The sequence below is a fragment of the Dietzia sp. 179-F 9C3 NHS genome, assembly GCF_045369825.1.
Classification (GTDB): Bacteria; Actinomycetota; Actinomycetes; order Mycobacteriales; family Mycobacteriaceae; genus Dietzia.
Genome location: NZ_JBIQES010000004.1, coordinates 112,752 through 128,170 on the forward strand (window position 1 = coordinate 112,752; position 15,419 = coordinate 128,170).

17 protein-coding genes and 1 pseudogene are annotated in these 15,419 nt (G+C 73.4%); 12 read left to right on the top strand and 6 right to left on the bottom strand.

The annotated features are described in order from the left end of the window. A pseudogene (locus ACH0BZ_RS06770) lies at nt 1-490 on the bottom strand (hypothetical protein); the annotation flags it as partial. Between the two features lie 106 nt (nt 491-596). Here ACH0BZ_RS06770 and ACH0BZ_RS06775 point away from each other — a divergent pair. The 6 genes from ACH0BZ_RS06775 to ACH0BZ_RS06800 all read left to right on the top strand — a co-directional run bounded on the left by ACH0BZ_RS06775 (nt 597) and on the right by ACH0BZ_RS06800 (nt 3,144). Next, nucleotides 597-758, top strand: coding sequence for an LPXTG cell wall anchor domain-containing protein (locus ACH0BZ_RS06775; protein WP_406897236.1), 162 nt, complete (start codon nt 597-599; stop codon nt 756-758). 45 nt (nt 759-803) lie between these two features. Then, the gene (locus ACH0BZ_RS06780; protein WP_406897237.1) at nt 804-1,235 is read left to right on the top strand and encodes a hypothetical protein; all 432 of its coding nucleotides are present in this window, start codon (nt 804-806) and stop codon (nt 1,233-1,235) included. 202 nt (nt 1,236-1,437) lie between these two features. Continuing rightward, on the top strand, nt 1,438-1,812 hold the full coding sequence (locus ACH0BZ_RS06785) for a hypothetical protein (protein ID WP_406897238.1): 375 nt from the start codon (nt 1,438-1,440) through the stop codon (nt 1,810-1,812). A gap of 10 nt (nt 1,813-1,822) precedes the next feature. After that, nucleotides 1,823-2,116 carry an RNA-binding S4 domain-containing protein gene (locus ACH0BZ_RS06790; RefSeq protein ID WP_406897239.1) on the top strand — a complete coding sequence of 98 codons (294 nt, stop codon included), beginning with the start codon at nt 1,823-1,825 and terminating at the stop codon, nt 2,114-2,116. Then, on the top strand, nt 2,113-2,658 hold the full coding sequence (locus tag ACH0BZ_RS06795) for a hypothetical protein (protein WP_406897240.1): 546 nt from the start codon (nt 2,113-2,115) through the stop codon (nt 2,656-2,658). The genes ACH0BZ_RS06790 and ACH0BZ_RS06795 overlap by 4 nt, the downstream gene beginning before the upstream one ends. A gap of 69 nt (nt 2,659-2,727) precedes the next feature. Continuing rightward, on the top strand, nt 2,728-3,144 hold the full coding sequence (locus ACH0BZ_RS06800) for a hypothetical protein (protein WP_406897241.1): 417 nt from the start codon (nt 2,728-2,730) through the stop codon (nt 3,142-3,144). A 22-nt stretch (nt 3,145-3,166) separates the two neighbouring features. Here the strand turns inward: ACH0BZ_RS06800 and rraA are convergent, their stop codons facing one another. Next, the gene (rraA, locus tag ACH0BZ_RS06805; protein WP_406897242.1) at nt 3,167-3,649 is read right to left on the bottom strand and encodes a ribonuclease E activity regulator RraA; all 483 of its coding nucleotides are present in this window, start codon (nt 3,647-3,649) and stop codon (nt 3,167-3,169) included. Between the two features lie 99 nt (nt 3,650-3,748). Between rraA and ACH0BZ_RS06810 the strand changes: the two genes are divergently transcribed. The 3 genes from ACH0BZ_RS06810 to ACH0BZ_RS06820 are packed head-to-tail and all read left to right on the top strand — an operon-like array spanning nt 3,749 to nt 7,519. Continuing rightward, on the top strand, nt 3,749-4,915 hold the full coding sequence (locus ACH0BZ_RS06810; protein WP_406897243.1) for an amidohydrolase family protein: 1,167 nt from the start codon (nt 3,749-3,751) through the stop codon (nt 4,913-4,915). Between the two features lie 13 nt (nt 4,916-4,928). Then, nucleotides 4,929-6,410 (top strand): cardiolipin synthase, encoded by a 1,482-nt coding sequence (gene cls, locus ACH0BZ_RS06815; RefSeq protein ID WP_406897245.1) that lies wholly within the window; start codon nt 4,929-4,931, stop codon nt 6,408-6,410. A gap of 59 nt (nt 6,411-6,469) precedes the next feature. Continuing rightward, entirely contained in the window at nt 6,470-7,519 is a 1,050-nt protein-coding gene (locus ACH0BZ_RS06820) for a hypothetical protein (protein ID WP_406897246.1), read from the top strand. 142 nt (nt 7,520-7,661) lie between these two features. Here ACH0BZ_RS06820 and ACH0BZ_RS06825 read toward each other — a convergent pair whose 3' ends face one another. Together ACH0BZ_RS06825 and ACH0BZ_RS06830 are read right to left on the bottom strand one after the other, a co-directional pair. Then, nucleotides 7,662-8,552 (bottom strand): oxidoreductase, encoded by an 891-nt coding sequence (locus ACH0BZ_RS06825; RefSeq protein WP_406897248.1) that lies wholly within the window; start codon nt 8,550-8,552, stop codon nt 7,662-7,664. Between the two features lie 182 nt (nt 8,553-8,734). Continuing rightward, nucleotides 8,735-9,541: a MerR family transcriptional regulator gene (locus ACH0BZ_RS06830; protein WP_406897249.1), complete on the bottom strand. Its 807-nt coding sequence runs from the start codon at nt 9,539-9,541 to the stop codon at nt 8,735-8,737. Nucleotides 9,542-9,641: 100 nt separating this feature from the next. Here ACH0BZ_RS06830 and ACH0BZ_RS06835 point away from each other — a divergent pair, with 100 nt between their 5' ends. Beyond that, the gene (locus ACH0BZ_RS06835) at nt 9,642-11,207 is read left to right on the top strand and encodes a succinic semialdehyde dehydrogenase (protein ID WP_406897250.1); all 1,566 of its coding nucleotides are present in this window, start codon (nt 9,642-9,644) and stop codon (nt 11,205-11,207) included. Nucleotides 11,208-11,216: 9 nt separating this feature from the next. On the opposite strand, the gene ACH0BZ_RS06840 is transcribed toward ACH0BZ_RS06835, so the two are convergent. Continuing rightward, nucleotides 11,217-11,807 carry a copper resistance protein CopC gene (locus ACH0BZ_RS06840; protein ID WP_406897252.1) on the bottom strand — a complete coding sequence of 197 codons (591 nt, stop codon included), beginning with the start codon at nt 11,805-11,807 and terminating at the stop codon, nt 11,217-11,219. Nucleotides 11,808-11,812: 5 nt separating this feature from the next. Then, nucleotides 11,813-12,658, bottom strand: coding sequence for a DUF6474 family protein (locus ACH0BZ_RS06845; protein ID WP_406897253.1), 846 nt, complete (start codon nt 12,656-12,658; stop codon nt 11,813-11,815). A 122-nt stretch (nt 12,659-12,780) separates the two neighbouring features. Between ACH0BZ_RS06845 and ACH0BZ_RS06850 the strand changes: the two genes are divergently transcribed. Further along, nucleotides 12,781-14,472, top strand: a complete 1,692-nt coding sequence (locus ACH0BZ_RS06850; protein ID WP_406897254.1) for a TM0106 family RecB-like putative nuclease — start codon at nt 12,781-12,783, stop codon at nt 14,470-14,472. Nucleotides 14,473-14,838: 366 nt separating this feature from the next. Next, nucleotides 14,839-15,419, top strand: a 581-nt coding sequence (locus ACH0BZ_RS06855; protein ID WP_406897256.1) for a hypothetical protein, incomplete at its 3' end; no start/stop codon positions are given.

The window sequence follows — 15,419 nt, forward strand, 5'->3', positions numbered from 1 at the left end:
CGTCGCTGGGGCTTGGGTCGGCTCCCGGGTCTTTGGGTTCGACGGGCTCGGCCGGGTCTGCGGGGTCAACGGGCTCGACCGGCTCGGACGTCCCGGAGGCGTCGGGCTCGCTGGGGCTCGGGTCGGCTCCCGGGTCTGTGGGTTCGACGGGCTCGGCCGGGTCTGCGGGGTCAACGGAGTCGGCCGGCTCGGACGTCCCGGAGGCGTCGGGCTCGCTGGGTGGCATGGTCGGTTCGCTCGCGCTGGCGTCGCTGGGGCTTGGGTCGGCTCCCGGGTCTTTGGGTTCGACGGGCTCGGCCGGGTCTGCGGGGTCAACGGGCTCGGCCGGGTCGGACGTCCCGGAGGCGTCGGGCTCGCTGGGTGGCATGGTCGGTTCGCTTGCGTTGGCGTCGCTGGGGCTCGGGTCGACTCCCGGGTCCGCGGGGAGCGAGGCGTCCGGCAGCGGGGTGCCCGGTAGCGAGGCGACCGGCAGCGTGCCGCCGGTCGCCACGCCGGAGCAGGGCGCCCCGGGCGGCGGCGCAGTGTCTCCGGCTCCTGAACCGTCTCCGGCCACGCAGGGACCGCCGTCGCGGCCGCAGCCCGGGCCTCTCACGACGGTGACCGCCGGCGGTTCCTCTACCGCGGGCGGGGGCGGCAAGGGCAGCGCGCTAGCGAACACCGGCGTGACGGTGGCGGCGCTCGCGGGGGCGACCGCGCTCCTCGTCGTCGTCGGTGTCGGGCTGGTCCTGGTGTCGAGGAAGCGGCGGACGGAGGAGTGACCACCGTGAGAGGGCGAAAGCCGCTCGGGAGATTGGAGTGAACCGATGACACACACGACTCGCCGTGGACTGGCTGTGGTCTCGGCCCTGGCGCTGTGCGCGGGCCTGGCGGCCTGTGGCTCGGACGACAGTCAGTCGGAGGAGTCCGAGGCCGGCCCGACGTCGACCTTCACGGCGACCGCCGCCCCCACGACGCACCCCGCCGGGGCCGGCGCGCGAGCCGACCTCACCGGGTCGACGTGTGAGGCGGACGACGGGGCGTGGTCGTTCCGGGGCGTCCTCACGAACCCTGGGGAGACGGCCGTGACGTACACGGTGACGGTGTCGGTCGCGGAAATCGACGGCGGTAACGTCAAGGGGTCGACGGAGATCGTCGAGACGGTAGAGCCGAGCGAGGAGAAGGAGATCGAGGCGGCGTCGTTCTTCACCGACCCGTCGGAGGGCCTGCGCTGCGCGATCTCCGTGCACCGCAAGTAGACGGGGCGCCACACCGCGCGCGGGCTCAGTCCGACCTCGTTGGGGCGAGTCCCCGGGGCCCGTCGGGCTTCGCGGGACCCGCCGCCGTCCTCGCGTCGGAACGGCGGAATCGGCCCTGACGTGGCGCGCGACCTGAGAAGATCCTAAGATCGTCAGTGTCGTGAATCCGCGGTCGTCCGGCCGCCGTCCCGGAAGGCCACACATGGACCGCCGCCCCGCCGCGATGATCGCCGCCGCCTGCGCGGCGGTCGCGCTCGCCGGCGCCCCGGCGGCCGGGGCGCAGCCGTTCGGCGTGGGCGACGCCGCCCCGGAGATCGAGTACCCCGTCCTCAGCGAGCTGCCGCCCCTGCCGGCGGAGGGCGGCGACGAGTCCCCGGCCGACGAGACCGACCCCTCGGACTCCACCTTCTCCGGGATCCAGACGGCCGCGTTCGTGCTCGCCGGTGTCGTCCTCGTGGCGGGCGCGGCGGGCCTGACGCTCGTCACCCGTCGGGGCCGGGGAGAGGACCCGCACGCGGCGGACGAGCGGCCGGACCCGCACGGGGCGGGACTGCGGTCGGACGGCCCGTCCCGATAGGCTCGGCGGCATGAGCCGCCACATCGCAGGACGAGGCCGCGTCGGCCGCGCCACCCGGTCCCAAGCCGGCCCCCCGGCCGAGCCCGTCGAGTGCGACCTGACCAGCAAGCTCACCCTGGGGCAGTTCCTCAAGCTCGCCTCGCTCCTCGACTCGGGGGCCGAGGCCAAGGACGCCGTGGCCGCCGGCGAGGTCGCCGTCAACGGCGAGGTCGACACGCGACGCGGGCGGGGGCTCGCCGACGGCGACGTGGTCACGTACGCCGACCGCGCGGCCCGCGTGGTGGCCCGGGAAGGGGCCCGATGACCGCCCCCGGAAGCCAGGCTCCGGTGGTCCTGCACGACGACGACGCCGGCGCGCGCCGCTACGCGGGCTGGCTGGCCGAGGAGTTCGACACCGCCGCCTCCCACCACGACGCCGCCGACCCCATGGAACTCGTCGTGGCGGGGACGGTCGCGCTCGTGACCGGCATCCGCTCCGAGGGCGGCCTCGGCGGCTCGACGTTCATCAAGGACAACTGGGCGGCGCTCGTCGAGGCCGGACGCCGCGTCGCCGTCGTGATGGTGGGTCCCACGCCCGTCACCGACCAGTCCCGCATCGACCTCATGTCGGCCGAGTTCTCGGCCGACCAGCTGCGCGAGCTCAAGCTCTTCCAGCTCCGCGGAGCGGTGACCCCCGATCTGCTCAGCTTCCGCCAGCGGCTCGGGCTCAAGACGGCCCTGGCCGCGCTGCGCCGCAAGCCCGACCGCACGCCGGACGAGGAGGCCATGCTCGAGATGGGAGGACTGGACCTCACCGACCGCGACTCGCTCGGGCCGCTGCTGCGCTGGATCCGCCGGGAGGCCTGACCGCAGGGGTGTGACGCGGGCTACTATCACAGCGTCGTCACCGCCCCCTCTCACCTCCCCGGAGGACCCATGCGCCCGACCCGTCGCACCGCCCTCGCCGCCGTCCTGGCCGCCTCAGCCCTTGTCGCCGGAGCCGGCACGGCTGCCGCGGAGGACGGGGAGGGCTCGTCCGGCCCCACGACGGACCTGACGGTCCGCCCGGGCTGCGTCGTCATCGAGCTCTTCACCGGCGGAGCCCGGTGCCTGGACCTCGACCCGGAACTCGTCGAGACGCTCGGCGGCTCCCTCGGCTACGGCTCGCTGGGCACCGGCTCGCTCATGGACCTCGTCTCACTGATCGTCTCCACCGGCTCGGCCGTCCTGTCTCTGGAGATCCCCAACGCGACCGGTTCCTACGCCCCCGGCTCGCTCGGCAGCTACGGCCCCGAGGCCTCCCTCGGCCAGCTCTCGGCCACGCTCACCGGCAGCCTCGGAACGGGGTCCTGAACCGCCGGCCGGGCCGGCAGGATCAGCGGACGACGATCCCGTCGGAGTCCGCGTAGAGCGTGTCGCCGGGCACGAAGTCGACCCCGCCGAAGCTCACCGTGACGTCGCGCTCTCCGGCGCCCGTCTTGGTGGACTTGCGCGGATTGGTGCCCAGCGCTTTGCAGCCGAAGTCCATCCCGGCGATCACGGCCGAGTCGCGGATCGCGCCGTAGACCACGACGCCCGCCCAGCCGTTGGAGCGGCCCAGTTCCGCGATGAGGTCGCCCACCAGCGCGGTGTGCACGCTCGCGTCGCCGTCGATCACCAGGACCCGGCCCTCGCCGGGCTCCCCCAACACGCTCTTGAGCAGGGCGTTGTCCTGGAAGCAGCGCACCGTGGAGATGCGGCCGAAGAACTCGGTGCGCCCACCCAGGTCGCGGAATTGGGTGTCACAGCTGCGGACGTCCTCGCCGATCTCGTCGACGAGGTCGGCCGTGGGGACGAATCCGGTGGGGTTCTCAGTCATGGCCACCACGCTATCGGGCATCACTGCTGCGGGGGAGCACCGACGTGGGGGACAATGGCGGACGCGACCAGATCGCCCGACCCGCAGGAGGACTCACCCGTGGCCCAGTACGAACTCCTGATCCACGCTCACCGTGCGGTGGTCGACGGCCGTATCCAGAAGGCCGCCGTCACCGTCGACGGCGGGATGATCTCGTCGGTCCGCACCGGATCCGACGCCCGCGACATCGGACTGGCGGGGGAGCACATCATCGACCTGGGCGACGACGTGGTGCTCATGCCCGGGCTGGTGGACCCTCACGTCGGCTCCGAGGACGTGGCGGTGGCCACCCGCTCCGCGGCCGTCGGCGGCATCACCACCGTCGTCGACTACGGCGCCGACCACGCCCCGGTCGCCACCGACCCGGCCCAGATCGACGACTGGCGCGACGCCGTCACCGGCGAGTCCACGGTCGACGTGGGCCTGTGGGGGACCGCCGTCCCCGGCAACCTCGGTCGCCTCGGCGCGCTGCTCGACCGCGGCGTCTTCGGCATCACCGCGATCGGCACCGGCGTCGGTGTGGACGGCGCCCCCACCCTCGACCGCGACGGGCTCGCCGCCGCCGCCGAGGAGGTCGCCGGGCACGGCGGGCTGTTCGCCGTCGACGTGGTCCCCGACGACCTCCCCGCGCTCCTCGACGTGAACCGTCGTACCGGTGGCCGCCTGCACGTGCGGAACGTGGCCGACGCCGAGGTCCTGTCCCTGCTCCGGGACGCCCGGGCCGAGGGCCTGGCCGTCACCGCAGCAACCTGCCCGCACATGCTCGCCCTGGTCTCGGAGGTCACCCACGGCGGCGACGCCGTGGCCCGGCTCGACCCGCCCATCCGCGACGCCGCCACCCGCGAGCTGCTGTGGGACGCCCTGCGCGACGGCAGGATCGACGCCGTCGACTCCGCTCGCCTCGGCCTGTCCGTGGTGTGGACCGAGGCCCGCCGCCGCGGCTTCGACCTCGCCGACGTGGCCCGCTGGATGTCCACCCGCACCGCCGGGATCGTGGGGCTCACCGACCGCGGCGAGATCCGCGAGGGCCTGCGCGCCGACCTCACCGCGGTGGCCGACGACGAGGCCTTTGTCGTGCTCCCCGCCTACCGGGAGCTGGGGTCGGCCGACTCGGTGTACGCGCAGCGGGCACTCGCCGGGGTCGTGCGCTGGACCATGACTGCCGGCGTCGTCGTCGACCCCCGTGGCCTGCCCCGCGGCCGGCCACTCACCCGGACCGACGGATGAACCGCTCCGCCGGATGAACCCGCTCGACCTGTTCGACCTGCCGCCCGATGTCGTCACGGCCGTCATCGTGGCCGAGTACGTGGTCAAGATCCTCGCCGTGGGGATGGTGCCCGAGAACCGCAACCCCGCGTCGTCACAGGCGTGGCTCCTCGCGATCCTCTTCATCCCCGTCATCGGCGTCCCGGCCTTCCTTCTGCTGGGCAACCCGTACCTCACCGGTAAGCGTCACCTCATCCAGGCCGAGGCCAACCTGCTGTACTCCGAGGAGCTCGAGGACTGGCCCACCGTCCCCGCCGGCGTCGAGGTGGACCCCGGCCTGCGCACCATCCTCGAGATGAACCGCACCCTCACCGCCATGCCCTGCATGACCGGCGAGTACGTGGACCTGCACCACGACTACGCGGAGTCGATCGCCGCCATGACCGCGGCCGTCCGCACCGCCCGGCACCACGTCCACGTGGAGTTCTACGCCGCCTCCTGGGACGACGAGACCGAGGAGTTCTTCACAGTCCTCATCGAGGCCGCCGAGCGCGGTGTCGTGGTGCGCGTGCTGGTCGACCACCTGGGCTCCCTGCGCTACCGGGGCTTCGGCCGCCTGCGCCGCCGCCTGCGCCGGTCCCCGGTGGAGTTCCACCTCATGCTGCCCGTCAACCCGTTCTCCGGCCGGTTCCGCCGCCCCGACCTGCGCAACCACCGCAAGCTGCTCGTGGTGGACGGCGCGGTCGGCTTCACCGGCTCGCAGAACCTCATCTCCCGCCACTACGGCAGCCGCCGCAACGCGCGACTCGGCCGCGAGTGGATCGACGTGATGGTCGAGGTGCGCGGCGAGATCGTCGACGCCCTCGACGCGATGTTCGCCGTCGACTGGTACACCGAGTCCGGCGAGGTCGTGGACACCCTCGACGCGCTCGTTCAGTACGACGAGGTGCCCGTCGAGTGCCCCGTCACCGCCTTCCAGCTGGTGCCTTCCGGGCCCGGCTACCTCACCGAACCCAACCTGCGGATGTTCACCGCGCTCGTCAGCCACGCCCGCCGCCGGCTGCGCATCGTCAGCCCCTACTTCGTCCCCGACCAGGCGCTGCTGGGGGCCATCACCTCGGCGTCCTACCGCGGAGTCGAGGTGGAACTGCTCGTGCCGGAACGCGCCGACCAGTTCCTCGTCCACCACGCCCAACGCTCCTACTACCGCGCGCTGCTCGAGGCCGGTGTGCGGGTCCGCCGCTACCGCTCGCCCGCCGTGCTCCACACCAAGCTCGTGCTCATCGACGACCACATCGGCGTCGTGGGCTCCAGCAACATGGACATGCGCTCATTCAGCCTGAACTTCGAGGTGAACCTGGTGGTCCTGGGCGGCGCGGCCGTCGCGGACATGAACTCCGTGGTGGACCGGTACGTTGCGGAGTGCACGACCCTCGAGCTGGGGTGCTGGCTGCGCCGACCCTGGCCCGGGCGGTACGTGGACAACGTCGCCAGGCTCACCTCGGCGCTGCAGTAGTACTCTGCTCCCTGGACGGGACCGGCCGGGTCCCGCACGAGACGAGAGGCCCGCCCCCGATGTCCCTTACCCGTCAGCCCGCAGGTCGGACCGGACGGATCGGCGTCATCGTGGCGACCGCCGCACTGGCCGCCGTCGCCCTCCCCGCCACCGCCCACGCCGACGATGCCGCCGACGGCTCCGCCGCCAGCGTCACCGGCCTCATCCCCGAGAACACCGTCATCGGCGGTCCCGACCTCGCCGCCGGCTCCGAGCGCCTGCGCGACATGGGCAGCGGCGAGAGCGTGGACGCCGGGCTCTCCGCGGCGCAGGTCGTGGGCTCCGTGGGACCGCTCGAGGCGATCGGCTCCGCCGGCGGGTCCGCCGCCGCGTCCGTCGCGTCCTCGGGCAGCCTGCCCGGATCCACCTACGTCAACGCCACCGGCTCGATCGGCTCCGGCGTGATCGGGCTCGGCTCGGTGTCCATCCCCGAGACCGCGATCGGCAGTGTGGCCCTACAGCTCACCGGCGCCTACTTCGGTGCCCTCGGCGAGCGGCAGGACGCCGGCAGGCTCACCCCCGACGAGCTCGACTTCTGGCACAACGTCGTGGTGGGCTCCGCCGAGGGCGCCGACGTGCTCGAGACCGCCGCCGACACCGTCGGGGTCGATCTCCCGGGCGCGCTCGTCGGCAGCATCGCCGGCGTCCGCCGCGCCGCGGCCGAGGACCCGGTCGAGGTGCAGGAGCGCATCCGGGCCGAGCGCGCGGCCGAAGAGGCCGCGGAGGCCGGCGCTGCCGGGGGCACCGCGGATGACGACGACGAGACCGTGGCGACCGGGGTTGCCGGCTACGAGGCCGCCGCTGCCGGACCTGCTGCCGACGACCCTGCTGCTGACGAGCTCGCGATCGCTCCGGCCGTGGGGCCCGTCGCGGTGCAGGCCTCCGGGCCGGCCGCCGCCGCGGCTCCCGCTGCCGTTCCCGCTGCCGCTCCCGCTGCCGTTCCGGCGAACGTCCCCGCGGCGCCCGTCCTGGCAGACACCGGCGCCGACTCCAAGCCGCTCCTCGGCCTGGCCGTGCTGAGTGTGCTCCTGGGCGGGATGCTCTTCGCAGCCGCGCACCGCCGCGCCTGAGCCACGTGCGGGCGGCCGGTCGCCGGTCGCCGGTCGTAGACCGCCGGTGCTCCCGCGCGCCTGCCATGCCGCCGCGCGCGGTCCTAGTCGCGCGAGTGCACGGACCGCGCGCGGGAGCGGGGAACCGCGGTCGAGACGGGGCTCATCTCGTCGTCATCTCCTCGCAGCGCTCCCACAGACCCGCCGCCGCGTCCTGATCCCGTGAGGCGGCGCTCGACCGGACGAGCGTCGGGAAGCCGGTGAGCTCGCCCGGGCCGCCCGGCCCCACGTACGCGCCACCGGGCACGTCCTGCACCGTGGCGGCGTAGAGCACGGGCAGGACGCCGCGTTCGGCGGGCTGGACCAGCATCGGGATGCGCTCGGCCGCGTGCATCACCAGATCCTGGACCCGGCTGCCGCTCCGGAACTGCAGATTGGTGGCCGAATAGCCGGGATGCGCGGCGACCGCAGTGAGGGGCGAGCCCTCGGAGTCGAGCCGGCGCTGCTGCTCGTAGGCCAGCATCACGCACGCCAGCTTGGACGCCGCGTACGCCGTCAGGGGGACGTAGCGGCGGCGGGTCCAGTCGAGGTCGTCGAGGTCGATCGAGCCGAACCGGTGCATGATCGAACCCAGCCACACCACGCGGTCGATGAGCTGCGGCTCGAGCAGCCGCGTGAGCAGGAAGTGGCCCAGCACGTTGACGCCGAACTGCATCTCGTGCCCCTGGGGCGTGCGCGCCTCGGGGATGTTCATGAGGCCGGCGTTGTTGATCAGCACGTCCAGCCGCCGGCCGGCCAGGGCGTCCGCGGCCGCGCGCACCGAGTCGAGGTCGGCCAGGTCCAGCGCGACCACCTCGGCCCGCTCCGGGAACCGCAGCCCCTCTCGTGCCTGCTCGGCGCGGGTGGTGTCGCGGCAGGCCATCACCACGCGGGCGCCGACGGCGGTGAGCGCGTCCGTGGCCTGCAGCCCGAGCCCGGAGTTGGCCCCGGTCACCACGAAGGTGCGTCCGGACTGGTCGGGCAGGTCGGCGGTGGTCCAGCGGCTGCGGCTCATGTCGTCGACCGTACGGCCGGGGCAGGGCGTGCGGCGGCGGTTGGTGGACAACCCGCACACGCCCGCCAGCCGGCCACCGAACAATCGGCGACTCCGCTGTCTGGTCGGCGACCCTCACAGGGGTCGCACATCCAGCAGCGGAGTCGCCGATTTCGGGGGAGTGCGAGGCGGGGCGCTCCGGGTCAGCCCCAGGTGGCCGTATCGGGGTCGACGCCGTTCGCGCGGGCGTTGGCGTCGATCACCTCCCGCAACCAGGCGGCCAGGCCCGGCTCGACCCTGTCGTACGTCTCGGTGAAGCGCTCGTCCTGCACGTACATGCCGGCCAGCAATACCTGCATCGAGTGGGTGCAGTCGTAGAACTGCGAGATCGACGCGCGGTGTCGCTCGGCGAGCGCGTTCGCCTCGTCCGAGCCCGGCGCGACGCCAGCGCGCTTGGCGGCGCCGAGGTCGGCGTTCAGGGCGTCACCCTCGGCCTTGACCCGCTTCCAGTCCTCCTTGGACATCGCCGCGGAGCGCTGCTGCGACTGCGCCCACTGCGGGGTGTCGCCCCAGCGCTGCTCGGCCTCCTCCCGGTACTCCTCGCTCCAGTCGGTGCCGAAGATCTCGGCCCGCTCCTCCGGGGTCAGGGGTGCGTTCACGGCGTTCGCCTCCTTCAGACGATCCACTGCGGAGACCATCTCCTGCAGGTGGGAGATGCGGTCGACCAGCAACGCGCGCTGGCGGGTCAGGTGGGCGTCCTCGTCGACGTCGGGGTCGTCGAGGATCTCGCCGATCTGCGCCAGCGGGAAGCCGAGCTCCCGGTAGACGAGCACCCGGTGGATCCGGGCCACGTCGTCGTCGGAGTACACCCGGTAGTCCGACCACGTACGTCCGCTCGGGGGCACGAGGCCGATCCGGTCCCAGTGGTGCAGCGTCCGGACGCTCACGCCGACGAGGTCGGCGACGGCGCCGACGGTCAGGCCCGCGCCGCGTCCCGTGTCCGTGCTCATCCGTCCAGCATCTCTCACGACGTCCACGTTCGGGCCTGACGCGGCGTCAGGGTCAAGCACCGGTGCCCTCCCCGCCCCCCACGCCGGTAACCTCGGGAGCATGAGCCGTCCCGCGCCGCACGTGTACGACCGTCTCCGCGACCTCGTCGCGATCCCCGAGTTCCGGGCCGACCCCGAGAGTCGAAAGGCCGGAGTCGTCCACGAGGTGTTCACCGGCGAACCCCTCGCCGAGATCCCGGAGGGCACCGCCGAGGACGTCGTCGCCGCCGTCGAACGCGCCCGCGCCGCGCAGGTCGCGTGGGCCGAGCGCAGCCCGAAGGAGCGGGTCAAGGTTCTCGAGCGGTTCGCCACCGAGGTCATGAGGCACCGCGAGGAGCTCATGGACATCGTCCAGGCCGAGACCGGCAAGAACCGGGCCTCCGCGCAGGAGGAGGTGCTCGACTGCCTCATCACGGCCCGCCACTACGCCTCCGCGGCGCCCGGCCTGCTCAAGCCCAAGCGGGTCCCCGGCATGCTGCCGGGGCTCACCAAGGCCGTCGTGCGCCACCACCCGAAGGGCGTGGTGGGCGTGATCGCCCCCTGGAACTACCCGCTCAACCTCGCCGTCACCGACGCGCTCGCCGCGCTCGCCGCCGGCAACGCCGTCGTGATCAAGCCCGCCTCGATCACCCCGTTCTGCGCGCTCGCCGGCGCGGAGATGCTGTACCGGGCCGGCCTGCCACGCGACCTGTTCCAGGTGGTGCCCGGGTCGGGCCGCGTCGTGGGCACGGCGATCGTCGAGAACGTGGACTACCTCATGTTCACCGGCTCCTCGGAGACCGGCCGTACGTTGGGCCGGCAGTGCGGGGAGCGGCTCATCGGCTTCTCCGCCGAGCTCGGCGGAAAGAACGCCATGATCGTCACCGCCGGCGCAGACCTGGACACCGTGGCGGAGGTCGCGACCCGCGCGTTCTTCTCCAACTCCGGTCAGCTGTGCATCTCCATGGAGCGGGTCTACGTGGAGAGGTCGGTGGAGCAGCAGCTCATCGAGAAGCTCACCGCGCGGATCCGCGCCATGAGCCTGGGGCCCGGCTACGAGTTCGGCGCCGAGATGGGCAGCCTCATCTCCCGCGACCAGTTCGACACCGTCACCGCGCACGTCGAGGACGCCGTGGCCAAGGGGGCCCGGATCCTCACCGGCGGGCGACCCCGGCCGGACCTCGGCCCGCTGTTCTACGAGCCCACGCTCCTGGCCGACGTGCCGGAGGACGCCACCTGCTTCGGCGAGGAGACCTTCGGCCCCGTCGTCTCGATCTACCCGGTGGACTCGGTGGACGAGGCCGTCGAGAAGGCCAACGACACCCCGTACGGGCTCAATGCCTCGGTGTTCGCGGGCTCGGACTCCGAGGGCGAGGCGATCGCCGCCCGCCTGCGCACCGGCACCGTCAACGTGGGCGAGGGCTACGTCGCCGGCTGGGGCTCGGTCGCGGGCCCGATGGGCGGCATGGGCATCTCGGGCGTGGGCCGCCGGCACGGTGACGAGGGCCTGCTCAAGTACACCGAGGCGCAGACCGTGGCCACGCAGCGCCTCGTCCACATGGGTGGGCCGGACTTCCTCGCCGGCCGCCGTTGGCAGGAGCTGCTCGCCCCGGCGACCGACGCGATGCGCTTCCTGCCCGGCCGGTAGACCGCGCCGCTAGTCGCCGCCCTCGGTACCGTCGCCGCCGCGCCGCAGCAGGAACACGGCCGCGCCCACGAGCACCACCGCCAGGCCGCCCACCACCCACACGGCCGTGCTCACGCCGGTGGTGGCGGAGTCGTCTGCGGTGACCTCGGCGGTCGAGGCGTCTGTGGCGGTGGGGCCCGGATCGGAACCCCCGTCCCCGGCCCCGGCCGTCGTCCCCGGCGATCCGACGGCGAACCGGGTGGAGCCGGTGATGACGTGCCCGTCGGCGGAGGTCACGCGGTAACCGACGGTGTACTCGCCGTCGTCCAGCGGCCCGATCCCCGCGCTGACCTGCTCGCCCTCCACGGTGGCCTCTCCGCGCACGTGGTCGGTGCGGTCGGCGCCGGTCACGGCGACGGTGACGAACGACGGGTTGATCTCCTCGTTGAAGCTCAGCGTGACGCGCTCGGGCGCCGCCTCCAGGGTCGCGCCGTCCTCGGGGTCCGACGCGAGGAGCACGGCGTGCGCGGCTGCGACGGGCACCCCGAGTACGGCGGCGGGCACGGCGGCGCCGCCGAGGAGGGTGACGGCGAGGGCGGCGGAGGCGACGCGCGAACGCATGGCGGTCAAGGCCGGACGCCGAGGCGCGCGAGGATGTCCTTGTTGACCCGGTCGAGCTCGCCGGAGATGGCGGAGTGCACCTCGCGCCGCTGGGCGGTGGGGGTGGTCTCGGCGGCCTCGACCGCGGCCTTGAGGTCCGTGAGGCGGGTGCGGGTCGAGGTGAGGAAGTCCGCCACGTCCTGCTCGCCGCCGCGCGAGGCCTGCAGCTCGTCGAGGGTCTGCTCGAGGCGCACGATGCGCGCGCCGAGCGCCGCGCCGGGCCCGGTGGCGGTGATGCCGTGGGCCTTGAGGTCCACCGCGCCGACGCCGGCCGGCTTGTGGGACGGCCCCTGCGCGTTGGAGACGACCTTGTAGAGCAGCGGCAGCAGGACCGGCATGGCGACCTTGGCCACGTCGAGCCAGCGCTTGATGTCCTTCTGCCCGAACTTGCCGGCCTCGATCTTCTGCAGCTCCATCTGGGCCAACTGGTACTCGTGCTTGCGGCCGGCCTTGTCGATCTTGTCGGCAAGCTTGCGGTCCTTGGCCACGAGCTTGGCCTCGCGCTTGAGGGTGGCGCGCTCGTTCTTGGCGAGCGCGGCCTGGGCCCTGCGGTCCCGCCGCGCGGTCTTCTGCGCGATCGCGTCCTGCTTCTTGAGTCGCTTCTGCTCGCGCCGGTCCTGGCGGTCCGCGTTCTTGCGGGCCAGCTTGGCGCGCTCCTTGGCCTCGGCCAGGTCGACGCGGTGGGCCTCGCGGGCCTTCTGCCGTGCCTCCTTGGCCGCCAGCTTGGCCTCGGTCTTGGCCGAGGCCTTGAGTGCGGAGGCGTGCGCGCGGAGGTTGGCGCGCCTGTCGCGGTAGGTCGTCAGCTTGCCCATGGGCGTCGATCCTTCTCTCGTCGCGATCTTCGGGTTCCCAGCCTAGGCGACACGGTGCGGCTGAGCACCCGAGCCGGCCCGCGCGGCCGCCGGAGCGGCGCCGCTGGTCCATGATGGACCCGATGGAGGACGCCGGGACGACCGTCACGCCGCCCCCCGGGTCGGCGGTCGTGGGACCGGCCTCGGGGGCGCGCTGCCTGCACCGCGTGGCCCGCGAGCGCGACGCGGGGCCCGGCTGGTGGCGCTCCGCCCCGATCGACGAGGGTGTGCGCCTGCGCGCCATGGCCGCCGCCGACCGCCGCGCCGGCCTGCGGGAGCGCGCCCTGCGCAACGCTCTCCCCGACGCGCGGGTGGTGGACGTGGTGGGGGACCACTGGACGGATCTGCCGGGGGATGTCCCGGGGCCCGACGACGAGGCTGCCACCCTCGACGCCCTGGCCGGCGGCGCGGCGCTCGTCTGGGGCGCCGCTCTTCCCGCCGACCCGGCCTCCGGCCGGCGGGGGCTGCGCTGCGCACTGGCCGCCGTTCCGGAGGGCGGGTACGCGCCTGTGCTGGTGGTCAACCACAAGGTCGTGGACCCCGCCCGCGGGCGATCCGCCCCGGCCCGGGTCACGCGCCTGCTCGACTGGAATCCCGCCCCGGACCCCACGCTGCGGCTGCGGCGTCACCCCGGCGACCTCGACCGGCTGGCCCACGCGTGGCGGCTGCTCGAGGTGCTCGGGCACGCGGCGCCGCGGCCCGTGGGCGCCGTCCTGGGCCTGGGCTCAGGGCGTTCGGTGGTCCACGACCTCGAGCCCGTTCTGCCCGCCGCCGAGGCGAACCACGCCACGCGACTGGCCGTGGTGCGCGGCGAGCTGGGCACCGCGCCGAGTCGGATCGGTGAGTGCCGCACCTGCCCCTGGTGGGAGGGGTGGACCGACCACGGGATGCCCGTGGCGGGCTGCCGCGACCGGCTCGCGGCGGCCGACGACGTGAGCCTCGTCGTCGGCGGTGGACAGGTGGGTCCCCTGCGGGAGGCCGGGATCCGCACCGTCGCCCGCCTCGCCGCCGCGCCGCTCGGCTCCGGCGCCGAGCGGCCGCCGGGCTGGAACGGCGAGCCGTTCGCCGACGCCGTGCTCCGGGCCCGCGCCTACCGCGAGGGCCTGGTGGTGGTGCCCAAAGTGGCGCGTCCGTCGATCGCGCGCGCCGACGTCGAGGTGGACGTCGACCTGGAGAGCCACCTCGACGACGGCGCCTACCTGTGGGGGACCCTGCTCACGGTCCGCGACGGCGGGGACTCCTGGGAGGAGGGCTACCGCGCGTTCCTCACCTGGGAGCCGCTGCCGGACACCGACGAGGGGCGCGCCTTCGCCGAGTTCTGGCGCTGGCTCACGGGCGTGCGCGACGGCGCCCGGGAGGCCGGGCGCACGTTCCGGGCCTACTGCTACTCGCGGTCGGCCGAGAACGCGTGGATGCTCTCGTCCGCCGCGCGGTTCGGTCCGGAGGGGACGGTCGCGGTGGTCGAGGGCGTGCCGTCGGTACGGGAGGTCCGGGACTTCGTGGGCTCTGCGCAGTGGGTGGATGTCCACGAGGCGGTGCGTACCCAGTTCGTTTCCACCGCCGGGATGGGACTCAAGGTGGTGGCGCCCGTGGCCGGGTTCGCCTGGCGGGACCCGGATGCAGGTGGAGAAGCCTCGCTGGGGTGGTACCGCGACGCCTGCGCCGCGCGCGGCGAGGAGCGCGACGCCGACCGGGCGCGGATCCTGGCCTACAACGAGGACGACGTCCGCGCCACGCGCGCCGTCCGGGAGTGGATCGACCGTCAGGGGCGGTGAAACGGTGTTGTGCCATAACGGCGTATCGCAAGGGGCCGGCCGGCTATGGGAGAACATTAATTTTCGATAAGGTCAGTCGCGCCCTGCGAGGGGGCGGGGCGCGGCGAACCGTTCCCTGTTCTGTTGAAACCCGCCGGTAACGGCGTCGTGCCGGTGGTGCGGTGTGCACATACCATGCGCGGGGGATTCCCTGCACCGGCGGTGGTGAGCTGGCATCGTCCGTGATTACTGTGGCCCTGACCTGGTCCGACGGTGAGTGAGATGTCTTCTCCGTGCGCAGTGTGACGGTATGGACACGTCGGGCGATAGGGAAGGTGAAGACCGAGGCGGCCCTGCCCGCCCACGTCCAACTAGAGGGAGCCCACAGTGTCCACCAAATACACCAAGGCTGCGTCCATTGCTGCCGCGTCGGCACTCGTCGTCGCCGGCGCACAGGGGGTGTCGTCTGCGCAGCTCAGCGACGAGCTGCTCGAGACCGGGTCGTCTGCGGCGCTCCAGATCGCCGTGACCTCCACCGCCCAGGGCGGCGGTTCCCTGGACCCGGCCTCGCTCGAGCCGCTGTCGTCGGCCTCCGCTCCGGGTAGCGGCCAGGAGCCGATCGACACGCAGTCGCTCCGGGCCGGGAGCGGCGAGGTCGAGAGGTCTGTCGAGGGCTCGCTGGATCGAGGTTCTTCGCTGCCGACCCCACCGAGTGGCGGCATCCCGACCAACTCGCTCGAGGCGGGCAGCGATGCGCTCGAGAGCGGCAGTGGTGATGTCGAGAAGTCGGTGTCGGATTCCCTCGGTGGTGATTCCTCGCTTCCGGGCGGTGGCTCGATTCCCACTGACTCGTTGCACGCTGGCAGCGGCGAGGTCGAGAAGTCTGTCGAGGGCTCGTTGGGTGGGGGCTCGGATGTCGGTTCGGTGATCGATATCGCGGTTGGTTCGTTGGCGGTCCCGGGTGCGTC

Bases quoted from the DNA above. Each gene is read 5' to 3' on its own strand.
- ACH0BZ_RS06840 (WP_406897252.1), bottom strand. From the start codon at position 11,807: ATGCGTTCGCGCGTCGCCTCCGCCGCCCTCGCCGTCACCCTCCTCGGC.
- ACH0BZ_RS06795 (WP_406897240.1), top strand. From the start codon at position 2,113: ATGACCGCCCCCGGAAGCCAGGCTCCGGTGGTCCTGCACGACGACGAC.
- ACH0BZ_RS06820 (WP_406897246.1), top strand. From the start codon at position 6,470: ATGTCCCTTACCCGTCAGCCCGCAGGTCGGACCGGACGGATCGGCGTC.
- ACH0BZ_RS06800 (WP_406897241.1), top strand. From the start codon at position 2,728: ATGCGCCCGACCCGTCGCACCGCCCTCGCCGCCGTCCTGGCCGCCTCA.
- ACH0BZ_RS06825 (WP_406897248.1), bottom strand. From the start codon at position 8,552: ATGAGCCGCAGCCGCTGGACCACCGCCGACCTGCCCGACCAGTCCGGA.
- ACH0BZ_RS06785 (WP_406897238.1), top strand. From the start codon at position 1,438: ATGGACCGCCGCCCCGCCGCGATGATCGCCGCCGCCTGCGCGGCGGTC.
- ACH0BZ_RS06780 (WP_406897237.1), top strand. From the start codon at position 804: ATGACACACACGACTCGCCGTGGACTGGCTGTGGTCTCGGCCCTGGCG.
- ACH0BZ_RS06830 (WP_406897249.1), bottom strand. From the start codon at position 9,541: ATGAGCACGGACACGGGACGCGGCGCGGGCCTGACCGTCGGCGCCGTC.
- cls (WP_406897245.1), top strand. From the start codon at position 4,929: ATGAACCCGCTCGACCTGTTCGACCTGCCGCCCGATGTCGTCACGGCC.
- ACH0BZ_RS06845 (WP_406897253.1), bottom strand. From the start codon at position 12,658: ATGGGCAAGCTGACGACCTACCGCGACAGGCGCGCCAACCTCCGCGCG.
- ACH0BZ_RS06835 (WP_406897250.1), top strand. From the start codon at position 9,642: ATGAGCCGTCCCGCGCCGCACGTGTACGACCGTCTCCGCGACCTCGTC.
- ACH0BZ_RS06850 (WP_406897254.1), top strand. From the start codon at position 12,781: ATGGAGGACGCCGGGACGACCGTCACGCCGCCCCCCGGGTCGGCGGTC.
- rraA (WP_406897242.1), bottom strand. From the start codon at position 3,649: ATGACTGAGAACCCCACCGGATTCGTCCCCACGGCCGACCTCGTCGAC.
- ACH0BZ_RS06790 (WP_406897239.1), top strand. From the start codon at position 1,823: ATGAGCCGCCACATCGCAGGACGAGGCCGCGTCGGCCGCGCCACCCGG.